Annotated in this window: 12 protein-coding genes; 8 read left to right on the top strand and 4 right to left on the bottom strand. The window is 43.3% G+C overall.

Features of this window, described 5'->3' with window-relative positions; all coding sequences use genetic code 11:
- Positions 1-388: 388 nt before the first annotated feature.
- Complete coding sequence (locus UH38_RS05885; RefSeq protein WP_045053707.1) at positions 389-643, bottom strand: TIGR02450 family Trp-rich protein; 255 nt, start codon at positions 641-643, stop codon at positions 389-391.
- A gap of 117 nt (positions 644-760) precedes the next feature.
- Between UH38_RS05885 and UH38_RS05880 the strand changes: the two genes are divergently transcribed.
- Complete coding sequence (locus tag UH38_RS05880; RefSeq protein ID WP_200892309.1) at positions 761-1,219, top strand: cupin domain-containing protein; 459 nt, start codon at positions 761-763, stop codon at positions 1,217-1,219.
- 56 nt (positions 1,220-1,275) lie between these two features.
- On the opposite strand, the gene UH38_RS05875 is transcribed toward UH38_RS05880, so the two are convergent.
- The 3 genes from UH38_RS05875 to UH38_RS26190 form a co-directional block, all read right to left on the bottom strand.
- The gene (locus UH38_RS05875; RefSeq protein ID WP_045053789.1) at positions 1,276-1,584 is read right to left on the bottom strand and encodes a WGxxGxxG family protein; all 309 of its coding nucleotides are present in this window, start codon (positions 1,582-1,584) and stop codon (positions 1,276-1,278) included.
- Positions 1,585-1,958: 374 nt separating this feature from the next.
- Entirely contained in the window at positions 1,959-6,689 is a 4,731-nt protein-coding gene (gene gltB / locus UH38_RS05870) for a glutamate synthase large subunit (protein WP_045053706.1), read from the bottom strand.
- A gap of 164 nt (positions 6,690-6,853) precedes the next feature.
- Positions 6,854-7,033, bottom strand: coding sequence for a hypothetical protein (locus UH38_RS26190; RefSeq protein ID WP_144405626.1), 180 nt, complete (start codon positions 7,031-7,033; stop codon positions 6,854-6,856).
- 241 nt (positions 7,034-7,274) lie between these two features.
- On the opposite strand from UH38_RS26190, the gene UH38_RS05865 reads away from it, so the two are divergent.
- The 7 genes from UH38_RS05865 to tuf all read left to right on the top strand — a co-directional run bounded on the left by UH38_RS05865 (position 7,275) and on the right by tuf (position 15,105).
- Positions 7,275-9,152: a phosphodiester glycosidase family protein gene (locus UH38_RS05865; RefSeq protein WP_235355093.1), complete on the top strand. Its 1,878-nt coding sequence runs from the start codon at positions 7,275-7,277 to the stop codon at positions 9,150-9,152.
- Positions 9,153-9,413: 261 nt separating this feature from the next.
- Positions 9,414-9,827, top strand: coding sequence for a cupin domain-containing protein (locus UH38_RS05860; RefSeq protein WP_045053705.1), 414 nt, complete (start codon positions 9,414-9,416; stop codon positions 9,825-9,827).
- Between the two features lie 134 nt (positions 9,828-9,961).
- Positions 9,962-10,288: a HesB/IscA family protein gene (locus UH38_RS05855; RefSeq protein WP_045053704.1), complete on the top strand. Its 327-nt coding sequence runs from the start codon at positions 9,962-9,964 to the stop codon at positions 10,286-10,288.
- A gap of 149 nt (positions 10,289-10,437) precedes the next feature.
- Complete coding sequence (gene rpsL, locus UH38_RS05850; protein WP_045053703.1) at positions 10,438-10,815, top strand: 30S ribosomal protein S12; 378 nt, start codon at positions 10,438-10,440, stop codon at positions 10,813-10,815.
- A 297-nt stretch (positions 10,816-11,112) separates the two neighbouring features.
- Positions 11,113-11,583, top strand: coding sequence for a 30S ribosomal protein S7 (gene rpsG, locus UH38_RS05845; protein ID WP_045053702.1), 471 nt, complete (start codon positions 11,113-11,115; stop codon positions 11,581-11,583).
- A 91-nt stretch (positions 11,584-11,674) separates the two neighbouring features.
- Positions 11,675-13,750 (top strand): elongation factor G, encoded by a 2,076-nt coding sequence (fusA, locus tag UH38_RS05840; protein ID WP_045053701.1) that lies wholly within the window; start codon positions 11,675-11,677, stop codon positions 13,748-13,750.
- A gap of 125 nt (positions 13,751-13,875) precedes the next feature.
- Positions 13,876-15,105: an elongation factor Tu gene (gene tuf / locus UH38_RS05835; RefSeq protein ID WP_045053700.1), complete on the top strand. Its 1,230-nt coding sequence runs from the start codon at positions 13,876-13,878 to the stop codon at positions 15,103-15,105.
- Positions 15,106-15,183: the final 78 nt, after the last annotated feature.

Genomic DNA, 15,183 nt, shown 5'->3' with positions numbered 1-15,183 from the left:
TCGCCAGAAAATAAAGGGGACTAAATAACAATACTTAACTTAAAAGTTTAAAAGTGAGTCCATATAAAATAATTAAGCGTTTAAAACCGCTTAAATCCTTATATAGGCTTTTATATTCTGATTTTTCTGTTTTTGTGTAAGTTTATTTATAAAATAAGTAACAATAAACAAAAACCTCAATCCTGAGATTTAGGGCAATAGCGATCGCTCAATTCCCTAGCAAACAACTAAAATCGGCAGTTAGAGCCTACCTAGATCGACTAAGAAGATATCTATTAGGAATAATTACTTAGATACAACTAGCGATCGCAACTCTGTTTGGGAAGTACAGAGGCGATCGCTGCACTCTATGTTAAAAATAATAAATTTTATCTAAATCGTTGTTTCATCAAGAAACATCATCCTCTAAATCTTCGATTTCCTGGAGAGATTGCCAACCAGCTTGCCACTGTGAAGAATCTTTAAGTAATTTAGCATTGAGCCAAAAACGTACAAGCGGATCGCAAGCCGCGACCAATTCTGCAAATACCCATTTACCTTGATTTTTGCGGTTGACAACCTGAAAATGCCTCCAACCGTCTACTTTCTGCTGCGCTGTCCACTTAGAACCAACTAAATAAGGAAACTTCTGCTTCTTTTGCATGATATTTAGAGCAAATCCTGACTCGAATAAGAAAAACTACCAGGCAGCATTACCAAAGTTTTCTCAGCTATACTCAAACTATTTTTACACCTTTATATAAAACTCTTTTTAGAACTTATGGATGCTTCGCGTTGCATGATTTTAGTAGCTAAGTCTCCTCAAGACTACCAAGCATTTCGTATTAGTCCGAGAGACACCAACCGACTAGCAATTATTTTTGATACTGCAACGGCGAATATTTCTTTGACTGTTTGTGTAGAAATTTTCGATATTGGTGGTAAAACGCCACCAAACCGCCATCAATTGGCAGTAGAAATGTTTTTTATTATTAAAGGTGAGGGTAAAGCAAGTTGCGACGGTAAAACAGTACCAATTCGTGCTGGCGATAGCCTTTTAGTTCCTCCAACGGGAACTCATGTAATTGAAAACACTGGTACAAGTCGCTTGTATGCACTATGTATTATGGTTCCCAACGAAGACTTTACCGAACTTATCCGTAGTGGAACGCCAGTAGATTTAGATGATGAAGATGTAGCTGTATTGTGTCGTCGTACTCCAGCCCTATTAACCCATTAAAAACAGAGGTAGCGATCGCCACCTCTGTTTTGCTGAGAAATTGTAATCTTAACCAATTAGTATCTGGTAGTAGTAGTGCGATTTGCTGGATCTGGATCGGCATAAACAGTTGTATGCTTAGGCTTGCGGAAAAAGTTTGCTAAACCAATCAAACCGAGCAGACCTAACCAACCCCAATTATTATTATCGTTTCTTGTTTCTTGGAAAGGAGTAGTATCAACTGTAGGTGCGTTAGATTCTGGGCTAGTTTGAGTAGTTGGAGCGGTGTCTGTCTGAGCAGAAGCAGGTAAAGATAAAGGCATTACAGCTAAACTTGCCGCAACTATACTAGCTCCTACAACTTTGGTTAATTTAGAATTCTTCATGACTGTACTTCCTATATTTTCAATACTTTGGTTGTTTGTGATGTGAATTGTTTCGTTAGTGCGATCGCGCTCTGGATTGGCAAACAACTTTCACAAACCAAGTTATAGGTTTTTTCACTTATAAGAATCAATCTTTGGAATAAACTTCGATAACAGCGAAGTCTTCCTTGAGAAATAGAGTTTTTGCGTTTATGACATAAAAAATAAGGCAAGTTAAGAACCTGCCTTATTTTTAGATATTTCCAGAATATTTAACAATCCTGTCTTACAAAAATTGTTGAACCCTTATTTGCTGACAGATGTAGGGACAGAAAGATAATTATTTTGAAATGCTATCTTCCTTGTCCCCTTGTCCTTTGTCTCTTGAAAACAAGCTACTGAACAGAAAGTAATTCCTTATCCGTCACAGCGCTAGAACTAGCTTCTGGAGTATCTGCCTCCGAAGGCGGTACGACTTGCCAAAACTTAGATAAGTAGTTTGACCAATTAGCTAGAATTTGTTTGGCTTTGGGCGATCCAGTACGTTCGGCGTGCAGTTCAATTAATTGCTGCAATTGTTGTTCGCCAGCCGATGACTGATTTATACGTTGCAACTTGACAATTTCTGGATTGACTAATTGGGGGAAATTGCCATCTTCATCTAAGAAGTATGCCAAACCACCAGTCATTCCCGCGCCTACATTGCGCCCGACTTTGCCTAGAACGACAATTACACCGCCAGTCATATACTCGCAGCAGTGATCGCCAGCACCTTCAATTACTGCTGTACCTTTAGAGTTACGAACAGCAAATCTTTCGCCAGCTAAACCGTTGGCAAATAAGAAGCCTCCAGTTGCGCCGTAAAGACAGGTATTACCAATAATTACGTTTTGCTCTGGTTTATAGGTAGCATCTGTTGGTGGTTGAATTACAATTTCTCCACCATGCATTCCTTTCCCGACATAATCGTTGGCTTCGCCTTGCAGCTTGAGAGTCATATTCGGTAAGTTAAACGCGCCAAAGCTTTGTCCGACACTACCTGTAAAGTTAAGCTCAATTTGCCCAGCAAAACCATTGTTGCCGTATTGAGATGCAATTTGACCTGATAATCTTGCCCCAATTGTCCGATCTGTATTTACTACATCGTATGTTTTAGCTACATTACCTGAGTTGCTAATGGCGGCTTGAATATCCGCATCCGCTAGCATTTGGTCATCTAACACAGCACCATTGCTATGAACTGGTTCGTGGTTTAGCCAAGTGCGATCGCTCTTAGTATCTGGCAACTGCGTCAAGCAATTGAGGTTAAAATCTGCTGTTTTTGTCAGCTTCATCCCATCTTTTACTTTTAGTAAATCGGCACGTCCAATTACTTCGGTAAGCGAACGATAGCCAAGTCTAGCTAACAAACTGCGGACTTCTTCAGCAACAAAGTAGAAGAAATTGACAACGTGTTCCGCCATCCCAGGAAAACGCAAGCGTAAGTCTTCTCTTTGGCTGGTTACGCCCACAGGGCAGTTATTTGTATGGCATATCCGCGCCATAATGCAGCCTTCCGCAATCATGGCGATGGAGCCGAAGCCGAACTCCTCTGCGCCCATCAACGCGCCCATAATCACATCCCAGCCGCTCTTAAAGCCACCATCGACGCGCAGGGTAACGCGATCGCGCAATTTGTTATCCATCAATACGCGATGCACTTCTGTAAGTCCCAATTCCCAAGGACTACCAGCGTGTTTGATCGAACTTAAGGGCGATGCACCTGTACCGCCGTCGTGACCGGAAATTTGGATAATATCAGCATTAGCCTTAGCAACTCCCGCAGCTACCGTACCAATCCCAATTTCTGCAACCAACTTCACCGATACCTGCGCTTTGGGGTTAATTTGGTGCAAGTCAAAAATTAACTGCGCCAAGTCCTCAATCGAATAAATATCGTGGTGCGGTGGTGGTGAAATTAGCGTTACTCCTGGCTTAGTGCGGCGCAACATGGCAATGTAAGGACTAACTTTTTTACCTGGTAGTTGTCCGCCTTCTCCTGGTTTTGCTCCTTGAGAAATTTTGATTTCTATTTGCTTGGCACTCATCAGATACTCTGGAGTTACCCCAAAGCGTCCTGCTGCAACTTGTTTGATGGCGCTAGAAGCAGTATCGCCATTTTTTAGCCCTTTCAAGTGCGGCAATATTTCTGATGTGCCTTCTGCCGTAACATCATCCAATACTTTGTAACGAACTGGATCTTCGCCACCTTCACCAGAATTAGATTTACCACCAATCCGGTTCATAGCGATCGCTAGTGTCTCGTGGGCTTCTCTTGATAGCGCCCCTAAAGACATTCCTCCAGTGCAGAACCGTTTGACAATTTCTGTTACTGATTCTACTTGGTCTAAAGGAATAGATTGGCGATCGCTATTTAAATCCAACAAATCGCGCAATGCTGCGATCGGTTTATTTTCCAGATGCTTCTGATAAGCTTCGTAGTGGTCGTATTGTTTGGCTTTTACTGCTTTATGCAATACTTTGGCAAGTTCTGGGCTATTGCCGTGATATTCTCCGCCAGGACGGTATTGGACAAAGCCAAAGTTTTCTAACTTCTTGCTTGTTAGTTCGGGGAAAGCGCGTTGATGGAAAGATAAAACTTCCTGCGCCAGTTCCGAGACACTCAAGCCGCCTAATCTAGATGTTGTGCCATAGAAGCCTAAGTTTAACAAGTCTTGACCAATACCGATCGCCTCAAAAATTTGCGCTCCTTGGTAACTTGTTACTAGCGAAATCCCCATCTTCGATAATATTTTTAGGATTCCACCTTCTACAGCTTTGCGGTAGTTAGCTAGCGCTTTATCTAAGCTAATTGCTGCTATTTTGCCCCGTTCCATAAATTGTTGTGTCTTGGGGTCAGACCACCAACTGCGGACGGTATCTAATGCTAAATACGGGCAAACTGCGCTAGCACCGTAGCCAATTAAGCAAGCAAAGTGATGGGTACTCCAACACTGGGCGGTATTTACAACCAGGGAAGCCTTCATCCGCAATCCTTCACCGATTAAATGGTGGTGGACAGCCCCAACTGCAAGTAAAGGCGGAATATAAGTATATTCTGTGCTTAATCCTCGCTCTACCTTGTCGCTGAGAATTAATATTTTTGCCCCTGCGCGCACAGCATCGGCGGCTTGCTGACACAGAGATTTTACCGCAGCAGCTAAACCGTTGGGACCTGTGGCAATTTCAAATAGCGTTGTTAAGTCAGCCGTTTTAAATTGCGATCGCCCAATTGCCTCCAATTCACGCTCTAATAATACAGGTGTGTCTAATTTCAGCCTTTTCGCGTACTCAGCCTTAGCTTCTAGTAAATTACCCCGTTCGCCTAGCTGCACCTTCAGCGACATTACCAAGCTTTCCCGCAAAGGATCGATAGCTGGATTAGTTACTTGAGCAAACCGCTGTTTGAAGTAGTCGTAGAGCAAATGCGGCTTTTCTGACAGCACTGCTAGCGGGATATCATCGCCCATACAGAAAGTAGGTTCTTTAGCATCGCTAGCCATTGGTTGGATTACCATTTCGACATCTTCTGTCGTGTAGCCAAAGGCAATTTGGTGGCGTAGTAAAGTTTGCCTATCTACTTGGGGCGCGATCGCTGTTTGCGCTTCTGGTAACGGTGTAGTATCTAATGGTTGCAAACTAGGAGAACTATTATCTGCTTGGGATTCATCAATTTCTAGCTTGACTCTATGCTGCTGCAACCACTCTCCATAGGGATGCTGTTTGGCTACGCGCTGTTTGATTTCCCAGTTTTTTAATACTTCTTGGGTTTCTAAGTCTACAGCGATCGTTTGTCCTGGTCCTAATCTACCTTTTTCAATAATATCGGCTTCTGGTAGGTCTACAACTCCAGCTTCAGACGCAACGACAATATAGCCATCTTTGGTAATGGTATAACGAGCAGGTCTTAAGCCATTACGGTCTAGAGTTGCCCCTACTTTTTTTCCATCGCTAAATACTAATAACGCCGGACCATCCCAAGCTTCTTGGATGCCGCTATAGTATTCATAAAAATCAGTAATTTCTGGATATCTATCTAGCTCTGGCTGATTTTGGTACGCTTCAGGAACCATAATCATCAAGCTTTCTAACGGGCTGCGTCCAGACCTTACTAACAATTCCAGCACGTTATCTAAAGTAGCTGAATCGCTGTTATGAATGTGAACTAATGGTTTTAGTTCTGCTAATCTCTTTTCCCATACTGGATGATTCAAGTCGGCTGTACGTGCCATCATCCAGTTAATATTACCTAGCAGAGTATTAATTTCGCCATTATGCCCCAACAGACGCATCGGCTGCGCTAAGGGCCATTTGGGCATAGTATTGGTACTAAAACGGCGATGGTAAATGGCAAAGGCACTTTGATAAGCAGGGTCTTTTAAATCTAGATAAAAATCTCCTAGCACTGCCGATCGCACCATACCTTTATAAACGATCGTTCGGCTAGAAAACGAGCAGAAATAACAAGTATCGGCTTCTTGCAGATCGAGGCTGGCAAAGGCTTTAACGCTTCTTCTGCGACCAATATATAGTTGGCGTTCTAAATCGTCGCCTTTTTGCATTGACGCTACGATAATTTGCTCTATGCGCGGCTGATTTTCTTTAGCTTGAATTCCTAATATGTTTGGCTGTACTGGGACTTCTCGCCAGCCCAATACTTTTATTTGTTCTTCCGTTAAAATCTTCTCAATTGTTTGCTTAATCTTATTTGCTGCTACATCCGCTTGAGGCAAAAACATCATGCCTACAGCCATATTCTCTGTAGGGAGCATTTCCATACCTTGTTCGGCGAACCAGCCTTGCAACAATTCCCAGGGAATTGCAGTCATTATCCCTGCACCATCGCCTGAATCTTGGTCAGCACTACATCCACCCCGATGTTCTAAACAAGTCAGGGCAGATAAAGCTTTGTCTACTATTTGATGATTTGCTTTATTTTCGCGGTTGGCAATTAAGCCTACACCACAAGCATCTCTTTCTTCCACTAACCATCGTGGTTCCATATACTGACTCAAACTATGTGTATTATTTTCGGTAGAAACTTCTGTATTTAAATTCTGCTGGCGGTTCATGTGCTGGTTATCCATAGGCTAGTCCTAATTTGTTCAATTTAAGATAAGTGAAAAATATAACAAGCGTTGTAGCTAATTTTGCTTGATAATTTTAGTGACAATGCTCCTAACGCAGCTAAAACCTATCCATCAGAAGCTTTGAGTGTATCTAGCTGTAAGGTGAGCCTGTTTGCCGGAAATTATTCGGTAAAAAATGTCTGCGGGCTAACTCTTATTTTCGAGTAGATATACCATTTAGGTGCAATCGATAAACTTTGCCAGCCCATCTTTAACTTTGCCAGTATTGTGCAACAGCAGTGACGACATTCTACAATTTCCAAGTTACGCGCGATCGCACTCGGTAAAAACTGTGATGTCAACCAACTAACTTGCGCCTATTTTCGCGCGGGTTAACTTCCCGTTTCAGCACGACCGTTTGTCTAACTCACCCTATTAATTTAATTACTAAGCAAGACTTAGAAAACCGATAAGTGCCAATTAAAGCATCAAGTTAATCTATATTATGACGTTAATGCTGTAAATAAAAGTCATTAATCTTTAATATTTACCAAAAAATTCCCCTCTCTCGCCTCACTTATGTTAAAGGATTCGCTAGTTAAATTGTCTGTTAATTTCCTCAAGCCAAGAAATGGCGATCGCTTGAATATACTTTTTTTACTGTTACTTACAACTTTCTGGCTGATACCTCTTGCCACTGCGCGATCGCAAACAAGATCGCAACTAGCTCCAGCAGATACATTGTCTAATCGTTCTGGCACAGCAATTGTCTTTAATAATCGCACTTTGCCTATTGCCTGGAGTTTGTGGGAGCAAAACGGTAAGGATATTGTCGGCATAAGCGACACGGGTTTAGCTCAATTAGGCATAGATTTATTAAATACGAACGATCCAGCCAAACAACCGATTCAATGGTTTTCCGAGCCAAAAACGACACCTATTGTCCTTGCTGCCAAGTTAAATGCAGGCTATCGCTATCTCAATATTAGCAATTTTGCCCAAAAGTCTGGCTGGCAAATGGCGGTTAACGGTAATACCTTAGAAATTACTTCACCAGCTACCAAAGTCCAAGAAGTACGTATAGGCAAACAAACATGGGGCGATCGCATTGTTGTAGATTTAGATCGTCCTACAGCTTGGCAAGTCAGTCAACAGCCGCCACCACCTAAACCGAAAACACCTACAGGCGAATTAATTACAATTGTTAAGTCTCAAGTTGCCAAACAAGAATGGCTAATAGCAATTGATGCTGCTTTAGAGCCAGTTGTAAGAAGTCGCTTCAATTCTCAGCAAAGCTTAAAATCTATTCTCTCGCCTCAAGTAGCTAAATTAGAAACAACAGGTAATTTAACTAATATTCGCCTGAGACTTCCTGTAGGCGTAACGCCGCGTGTCAGCACAATAACTAACCCCAATCGCTTAGTTATCGATATTCGCCCTGACTCTATGGTAGAGCGCAATATATTATGGACTGAGGGTTTGCGCTGGCGACAGCAATATGTAAATTTAGGCAACGAGAGATTTCCAGTAGTTTGGTTGGAAGTTAACCCCAAATCTAATCGTCTCAGTCTTAAACCAATTTGGAGTCAAGCTAATAGCCTTGTCGGTACTGCTCCTTTAATTAAAACAGCCGAGCGTCATACTGCTGTTGCAGCAATTAATGCTGGTTTCTTCAACCGCAAAAATCAATTACCTTTAGGGGCAATTCGCCTTAACGGACAATGGCTATCAAGTCCAATTCTCAATCGTGGAGCGATCGCCTGGAATAATGTCGGTAAAGTCAAAATTGGTCGTCTCAGCCGCCAAGAAACAGTAACTACAACTACAGGGCAGCGTTTACCAATTACAACATTTAACAGCGGCTACGTGCAAACTGGAATTGCCCGTTATGCATCAGCTTGGGGTGCAAACTATACGCCCTTAACTGATGGCGAAATAATTGCGATCGTGCAAAATAATTCTGTTACTGCTCAATTACCAGGCGGTAAAGCAGGCGAAGCAGCTTTTCCCATACCTGCTAACGGTTATTTACTCGTTTTTCGGGGCAATACCAGTAATACATTGCTGCCTATAGGCTCAATTGTCAGGCTAACAAGCGCAGAAGTTCCGGCTGATTTTGCCGCTTATCCGCAAATTTTGGCAGCAGGACCAGTTTTAGTCCAAAATCGTCAAATTGTCCTCAATGCCAAAGCGGAAGGATTTAGCGATGCCTTTATTCGAGAAAAAGCTATTCGTAGCGTAATCTGTACGACATCTTCTGGCAATCTGTTAATTGCTGCCGTTCATAACCGCGCTGGTGGTGCTGGTGCTACTTTGGCAGAAGCCGCTAAAGTTATGCAGCAATTAGGTTGCGTTGATGCCCTTAATTTTGATGGCGGTAGTTCTACAAGTCTTTACTTAGGAGGGCAATTGCTCAATCGTTCGCCTCGTACAGCAGCGCGAGTCCACAATGGCTTAGGAATTTTTCTGCAAATGCCGTAACTCAGGTTAGATTTGCGTGTTTCAGCGTACTTTGAGGGCAAGCGACAAAAATCGCCTTTCCACAAATGTTATTTAAAGCAAATGTAAATTTACTATAAATAGTTGGTATATAAGAGTCAAAGATGTGCATTATTGGTCCCCAAAATCAGAAATATTTTGTTATGTTTGGCTAGGGTTAATTTCATCACCAGCTTTTGGTCTTCAAAGATTGAGTTCTTGACAGTACACTGAAGCGTTTACCAATTTTAAGGAGAGATATTAATGGTTCAGAAAGTTCAAGAAGTTTCCCAAGAACCCGCACTAACCTTACCTTCAACTGTCGCTCATAAAGGCGTTGCCGCTACAGAATTACGCCCTTGGGGAGCTTTTACAGTTTTGGAAGAAGGGCGAGGCTACAAAATTAAGCGCATCGAAGTCAAACCAGGTCATCGCCTCAGCTTGCAGATGCACCATCACCGCAGCGAACACTGGATTGTCGTCTCTGGTACAGCTAAGGTTACTTGTGGCGACGCGGAAATCATCTTAAGTAATAATAAATCTACCTACGTACCTCAGTGTACGAGCCATCGTTTGGAAAATCCTGGTGTCATTCCTTTGGTCTTGATTGAAGTCCAAAATGGCGAATACTTGGGCGAAGATGATATCATCCGCTTCCAAGACGACTACGCCCGTTAAGAAAGGAGAAAGGGGAAGACATAGTTAATATTTCTCCTTCGTCTACATAGATTGCAGAATCCCTCGTTGTTTAGATAGGCAGCGAGGGATTTGAGCTAAAATAGTATAGTGCCGATCGCCTAAGACCTTGTGCAATGATTAATCTCAGTCCTGCGGCAGTTAGAGAAATTAACCGCTTAAAATTAAAGCTAGCTAACCCAGAAATGTTGTTTCGCCTGCAAGTGCAATCTGGTGGTTGTTCGGGGTTGGTATATCACATGGGGTTTGATGCTGCTAATTCTAGCGATCGTATTTATCAATGCAACGGTCTAAGTGTTGTCGTAGACGAGCAAAGCCATAGATATGTCGAAGACCTCAACTTAGATTATTCTGAAGACCTTATGGGCGGCGCTTTTCGCTTTCACAATCCCAAAGGCGTGTCTGTTTGCGGTTGCGGTAATTCTTTTGCTGTTGAAATGTAGGCGTGGCGTAGAGACGTAGCAGTGCTACGTCTCTACGACATTGCTACGTCTCTACAATTAATGTTGACGTTGACATGAATCTAATAAAATAGCTATAATCAGAATTTGTAAAAACTTAGAACAGCAAAAATTATAACGTGCTGTAACTCATGCCAACTATACAGCAACTAATTCGTACCGAACGGCAAGTAGCCAGTAAGAAAACAAAGTCTCCAGCTTTAAAGCAATGCCCGCAACGCAGGGGTGTTTGCACTAGGGTCTACACAACCACACCGAAAAAACCAAACTCAGCACTACGTAAAGTAGCTAGGGTGCGTTTGACATCTGGGTTTGAGGTTACAGCATATATTCCAGGGATTGGTCACAACCTGCAAGAACACTCAGTAGTAATGATTCGTGGCGGTCGGGTCAAAGACTTACCAGGAGTAAGATATCACATTATTCGGGGAACTCTAGACACTGCAGGTGTTAAAGACCGTCGTCAAGGTCGCTCTAAGTACGGCGCTAAACGTCCAAAACAAGCTTAAACTTGGTAATTGAATGCTTGAGTAAGGCATTGAGGATAAAAATAACCTCAGCCTTACTTAACGTTAGATATAGATGAGTAACATTTATAGTATGTTGGTTTCGCCAGCGAAAAGCTTTATGAGTGCTGTAAAGAAGCTGAAGCTGCAACCATAAAAAAATTGTTGCGGTCAAATTGCCAAGGATATTGCTCGGCTTACAAAGCTAAAACTCATTGTCAGGACTAGAGCAGTGAAAGTGCGCTCCTCGCGCCATCATCCCCCCATCTAGTCAATATACATAATCTTGAAGGCTTAGATATGTCTCGTCGTACAGTTATCCAAAAACGTCCCGTTCCTCCTGACTCGGTTTATAACAGCCGTCTTGTTAGCATGATGATGCGGCGGGTAATGCGTAGCGGTAAAAAGTCAATCGCTGCGGGTATCGTTTACGATGCTATGAAGACTATAGAAGAACGTACAGGTGGCGATCCGTTAGAAACCTTTGAAAGAGCAATTCGTAACGCTACACCTTTAGTAGAAGTTAAAGCGCGTCGAGTTGGCGGTGCAACTTACCAAGTCCCAATGGAAGTACGTACAGAAAGAGGGACAACTTTAGCAATGCGCTGGCTGATTCAATTTTCACGGCAACGTCCAGGAAGGACAATGGCAAGCAGACTTGCTAACGAGCTAATGGACGCAGCCAACGAAACAGGCAACGCAATTCGCAAACGAGAAGAAACCCACCGGATGGCAGATGCAAATAAAGCATTTGCTCACTATCGATACTAAATTTTGCGGACGGTTTTCCGTAAAAGTATAGAATCTTAACAGACAGTAACATAGAAGTAACTGCGGCAAAAAATCAAGGAGGCAGCTAGCTGTGGCACGTACCGTCCCGCTGGAGAAAATACGCAATATCGGGATTGCGGCGCATATTGATGCGGGCAAAACAACGACAACCGAGCGTATCCTGTTTTATTCGGGTATAGTTCACAAAATTGGTGAAGTCCACGAAGGAACAGCAACAACTGACTGGATGGAACAAGAGCGGGAGCGAGGAATTACAATTACTGCTGCTGCTATTTCCACCAGTTGGAAAGATTACGCTATTAATATTATCGATACACCAGGTCACGTAGACTTTACGATCGAGGTAGAGCGTTCGATGCGAGTATTAGACGGAGTAATCGCCGTTTTCTGCTCGGTAGGCGGCGTGCAGCCTCAGTCTGAAACCGTATGGAGACAGGCAGATCGTTATAAAGTACCGAGAATTGCTTTTATAAATAAGATGGATCGCATGGGCGCAAACTTCTTTAAAGTTTACGACCAAATGCGCGATCGCTTAAGAGCAAACGCAGTGGCGATTCAACTGCCAATTGGCGCTGAAAGCGATTTGCGGGGAATTGTTGACTTGGTGAGGATGAAAGCCTATATCTATAACAACGATCAAGGCACAGATATTCAAGAAACGGAAATTCCTGACGAAATGCAAGCCCAAGCGCAAGAGTTCCGCGCTAAGTTAGTCGAAGCTGCTGCCGAGACAGATGAAGTATTAATTGAAAAATACTTTGAAGGCGAAGAACTCACCGAGGCAGAGATTCAGTCAGCATTGCGTAAAGGCACAATTGAAGGCACAATTGTCCCCGTTCTTTGTGGATCGGCATTTAAAAATAAAGGCGTGCAACTACTGCTAGATGCAGTTTTAGACTACTTGCCGTCGCCTACAGAGGTTCCACCAATTCAAGGGTTGCTACCAAACGGTGACACGGTAGAACGCCATGCTGACGACAACGAACCATTGTCAGCTTTGGCATTCAAAATTATGTCTGACCGTTACGGGCGCTTGACATTTATCCGCGTCTACTCTGGTGTGTTAAAGAAAGGCAGCTACGTTTACAACGCGACTAAAGACAAGAAAGAACGAGTTTCTCGTTTAGTGCTAATGAAGGCTGACGATCGCATAGACGTAGACGAATTACGCGCTGGGGACTTGGGAGCAACTCTAGGTCTGCAAGACACCTTTACTGGGGATACGATTTGTACTGAAAGCGATCCTGTAATTCTAGAATCGCTATTTATTCCTGAACCTGTAATCTCCGTAGCTGTAGAGCCGAAGACCAAGCAGGACATGGATAAACTATCCAAGGCGCTGCAATCGCTTTCGGAAGAAGACCCAACCTTTAGAGTCAGCGTTGACCATGAAACCAACCAGACTGTAATTGCTGGGATGGGCGAACTGCACTTAGAAATTCTTGTAGACCGAATGCTACGGGAATTTAAAGTAGAAGCGAACGTAGGTGCGCCGCAAGTAGCTTACCGCGAAACAGTCCGTAAAGCAGTTAGGGCTGAAGGCAAATTTATCCGTCAAAGTGGCGGTAAAGGTCAGTACGGTCACGTCGTGATCGAACTAGAACCAGGAGATCCAGGAACGGGATTTGAATTTGTTTCCAAAATCGTCGGTGGTGTCGTACCCAAAGAGTACATCGGACCTGCGGAACAAGGCATGAAGGAAACCTGCGAATCAGGGATCTTAGCAGGCTATCCAGTAGTGGATATCAAAGCCACCTTGGTAGATGGTTCTTACCACGATGTAGACTCGTCAGAAATGGCGTTTAAGATCGCAGGTTCAATGGCAATCAAAGAAGCCGTAATGAAAGCTGCTCCTATATTGCTAGAACCAATGATGAAAGTTGAAGTAGAAGTTCCTGAAAACTTCCTGGGGGATGTGATGGGCGATCTCAACTCTCGTCGCGGTCAAATTGAGGGCATGGGATCGGAACAAAGTCTAGCTAAAGTAACTGCCAAAGTTCCCTTGGTAGATATGTTTGGTTATGCTACCGATATCCGCTCGAAAACCCAAGGTCGGGGTATCTTTACAATGGAATTTAGCCATTACGAAGAAGTACCTCGCAACGTAGCTGAAGCAATTATTGCTAAGAGCAAAGGGAACGGTTAAAAAAGCCAGTGAGTTTTAAGCCAGTGAGTTTTAAATTAGAATAAAATCGTTAAAACTCAAAACTCAGTTCATTCCTCGGCTCTTGTTAACAGTAAATTCAACACTCAACACTTAAAAGTAATTCAATGGCACGCGCAAAATTTGAAAGGAATAAACCCCACGTCAACATCGGTACAATCGGTCACGTAGATCACGGTAAGACCACGCTGACCGCAGCAATTACAATGACATTGGCGGCTTTAGGTCAAGCTCAAGCTCGTAAGTATGCTGATATTGATGCTGCTCCCGAAGAAAAGGCTCGCGGTATCACCATTAACACCGCTCACGTTGAGTATGAAACCGAAACTCGTCACTACGCTCACGTAGATTGCCCAGGACACGCTGACTATGTAAAAAACATGATCACAGGTGCGGCGCAAATGGACGGCGGGATCTTAGTTGTATCCGCTGCTGATGGTCCGATGCCCCAAACCCGCGAACACATCTTGCTAGCCAAGCAGGTAGGTGTTCCTAACCTAGTCGTATTCTTGAACAAGCAAGACATGGTAGACGATGAGGAATTAATGGAACTTGTAGAGCTAGAAGTAAGAGAACTTCTCAGCAGCTACGATTTTCCTGGCGATGATATCCCCATTGTCAAAGGTTCGGGATTGCTAGCATTAGAAGCAATGACAGCTAATCCTAAAACTCCAAAAGGCGAAAATGAGTGGGTAGACAAAATCTACGAACTCATGGATGCTGTAGACTCATACATTCCTACCCCAGAGCGAGATGTAGATAAGCCTTTCTTGATGGCTGTAGAAGACGTATTCTCAATCAAAGGTCGCGGTACAGTAGCTACAGGCAGAATCGAGCGTGGTAAGGTCAAAGTCGGCGATTCTGTTGAGCTTGTTGGCATCAGAAATACTCGTAACACCACTGTTACAGGGATTGAGATGTTCAAAAAGAGCCTTGACGAAGGTATGGCTGGAGACAATGCTGGCGTACTTCTACGCGGTATTGAAAAAGAAGACATCGAGCGCGGGATGGTAATTGCTAAACCAGGCTCGATTACACCTCACACTCAATTTGAAGGTGAAGTGTACGTACTCAAAGAGAAAGAAGGCGGTCGCAAGACTCCATTTTTCCCAGGATACCGTCCTCAGTTCTACGTGCGAACAACCGATGTAACAGGTACAATCAAATCCTTCACATCTGACGATGGCAGCACAGCCGAGATGGTAATGCCAGGCGATCGCATCAAAATGACTGTAGAACTCATCAACCCAATTGCGATCGAGCAAGGAATGCGTTTTGCAATTCGTGAAGGCGGTCGTACTATTGGTGCGGGTGTCGTCTCCAAAATTGTCAAGTAGTTTAAAACTACTAACTAACTAGAGCAGAAAAGTAGTACCAACAAGGTACAATGCTTTTCTGCTTTTTCGCCTGATTTA

The sequence above is a fragment of the Aliterella atlantica CENA595 genome (assembly GCF_000952155.1).
Classification (GTDB): Bacteria; Cyanobacteriota; Cyanobacteriia; order Cyanobacteriales; family Chroococcidiopsidaceae; genus Aliterella; species Aliterella atlantica.
Note: the sequence above shows the minus strand (reverse complement) of the source record. Positions and strands in the feature narration are given on the sequence as shown.

Excerpts from the sequence above, each read along its gene's own strand:
- UH38_RS05855 (WP_045053704.1), top strand. The coding sequence starts at position 9,962 with ATGATTAATCTCAGTCCTGCGGCAGTTAGAGAAATTAACCGCTTAAAA.
- UH38_RS05880 (WP_200892309.1), top strand. The coding sequence starts at position 761 with ATGGATGCTTCGCGTTGCATGATTTTAGTAGCTAAGTCTCCTCAAGAC.
- UH38_RS05860 (WP_045053705.1), top strand. The coding sequence starts at position 9,414 with ATGGTTCAGAAAGTTCAAGAAGTTTCCCAAGAACCCGCACTAACCTTA.
- gltB (WP_045053706.1), bottom strand. The coding sequence starts at position 6,689 with ATGGATAACCAGCACATGAACCGCCAGCAGAATTTAAATACAGAAGTT.
- rpsG (WP_045053702.1), top strand. The coding sequence starts at position 11,113 with ATGTCTCGTCGTACAGTTATCCAAAAACGTCCCGTTCCTCCTGACTCG.
- UH38_RS05885 (WP_045053707.1), bottom strand. The coding sequence starts at position 643 with ATGCAAAAGAAGCAGAAGTTTCCTTATTTAGTTGGTTCTAAGTGGACA.
- rpsL (WP_045053703.1), top strand. The coding sequence starts at position 10,438 with ATGCCAACTATACAGCAACTAATTCGTACCGAACGGCAAGTAGCCAGT.
- UH38_RS05875 (WP_045053789.1), bottom strand. The coding sequence starts at position 1,584 with ATGAAGAATTCTAAATTAACCAAAGTTGTAGGAGCTAGTATAGTTGCG.
- tuf (WP_045053700.1), top strand. The coding sequence starts at position 13,876 with ATGGCACGCGCAAAATTTGAAAGGAATAAACCCCACGTCAACATCGGT.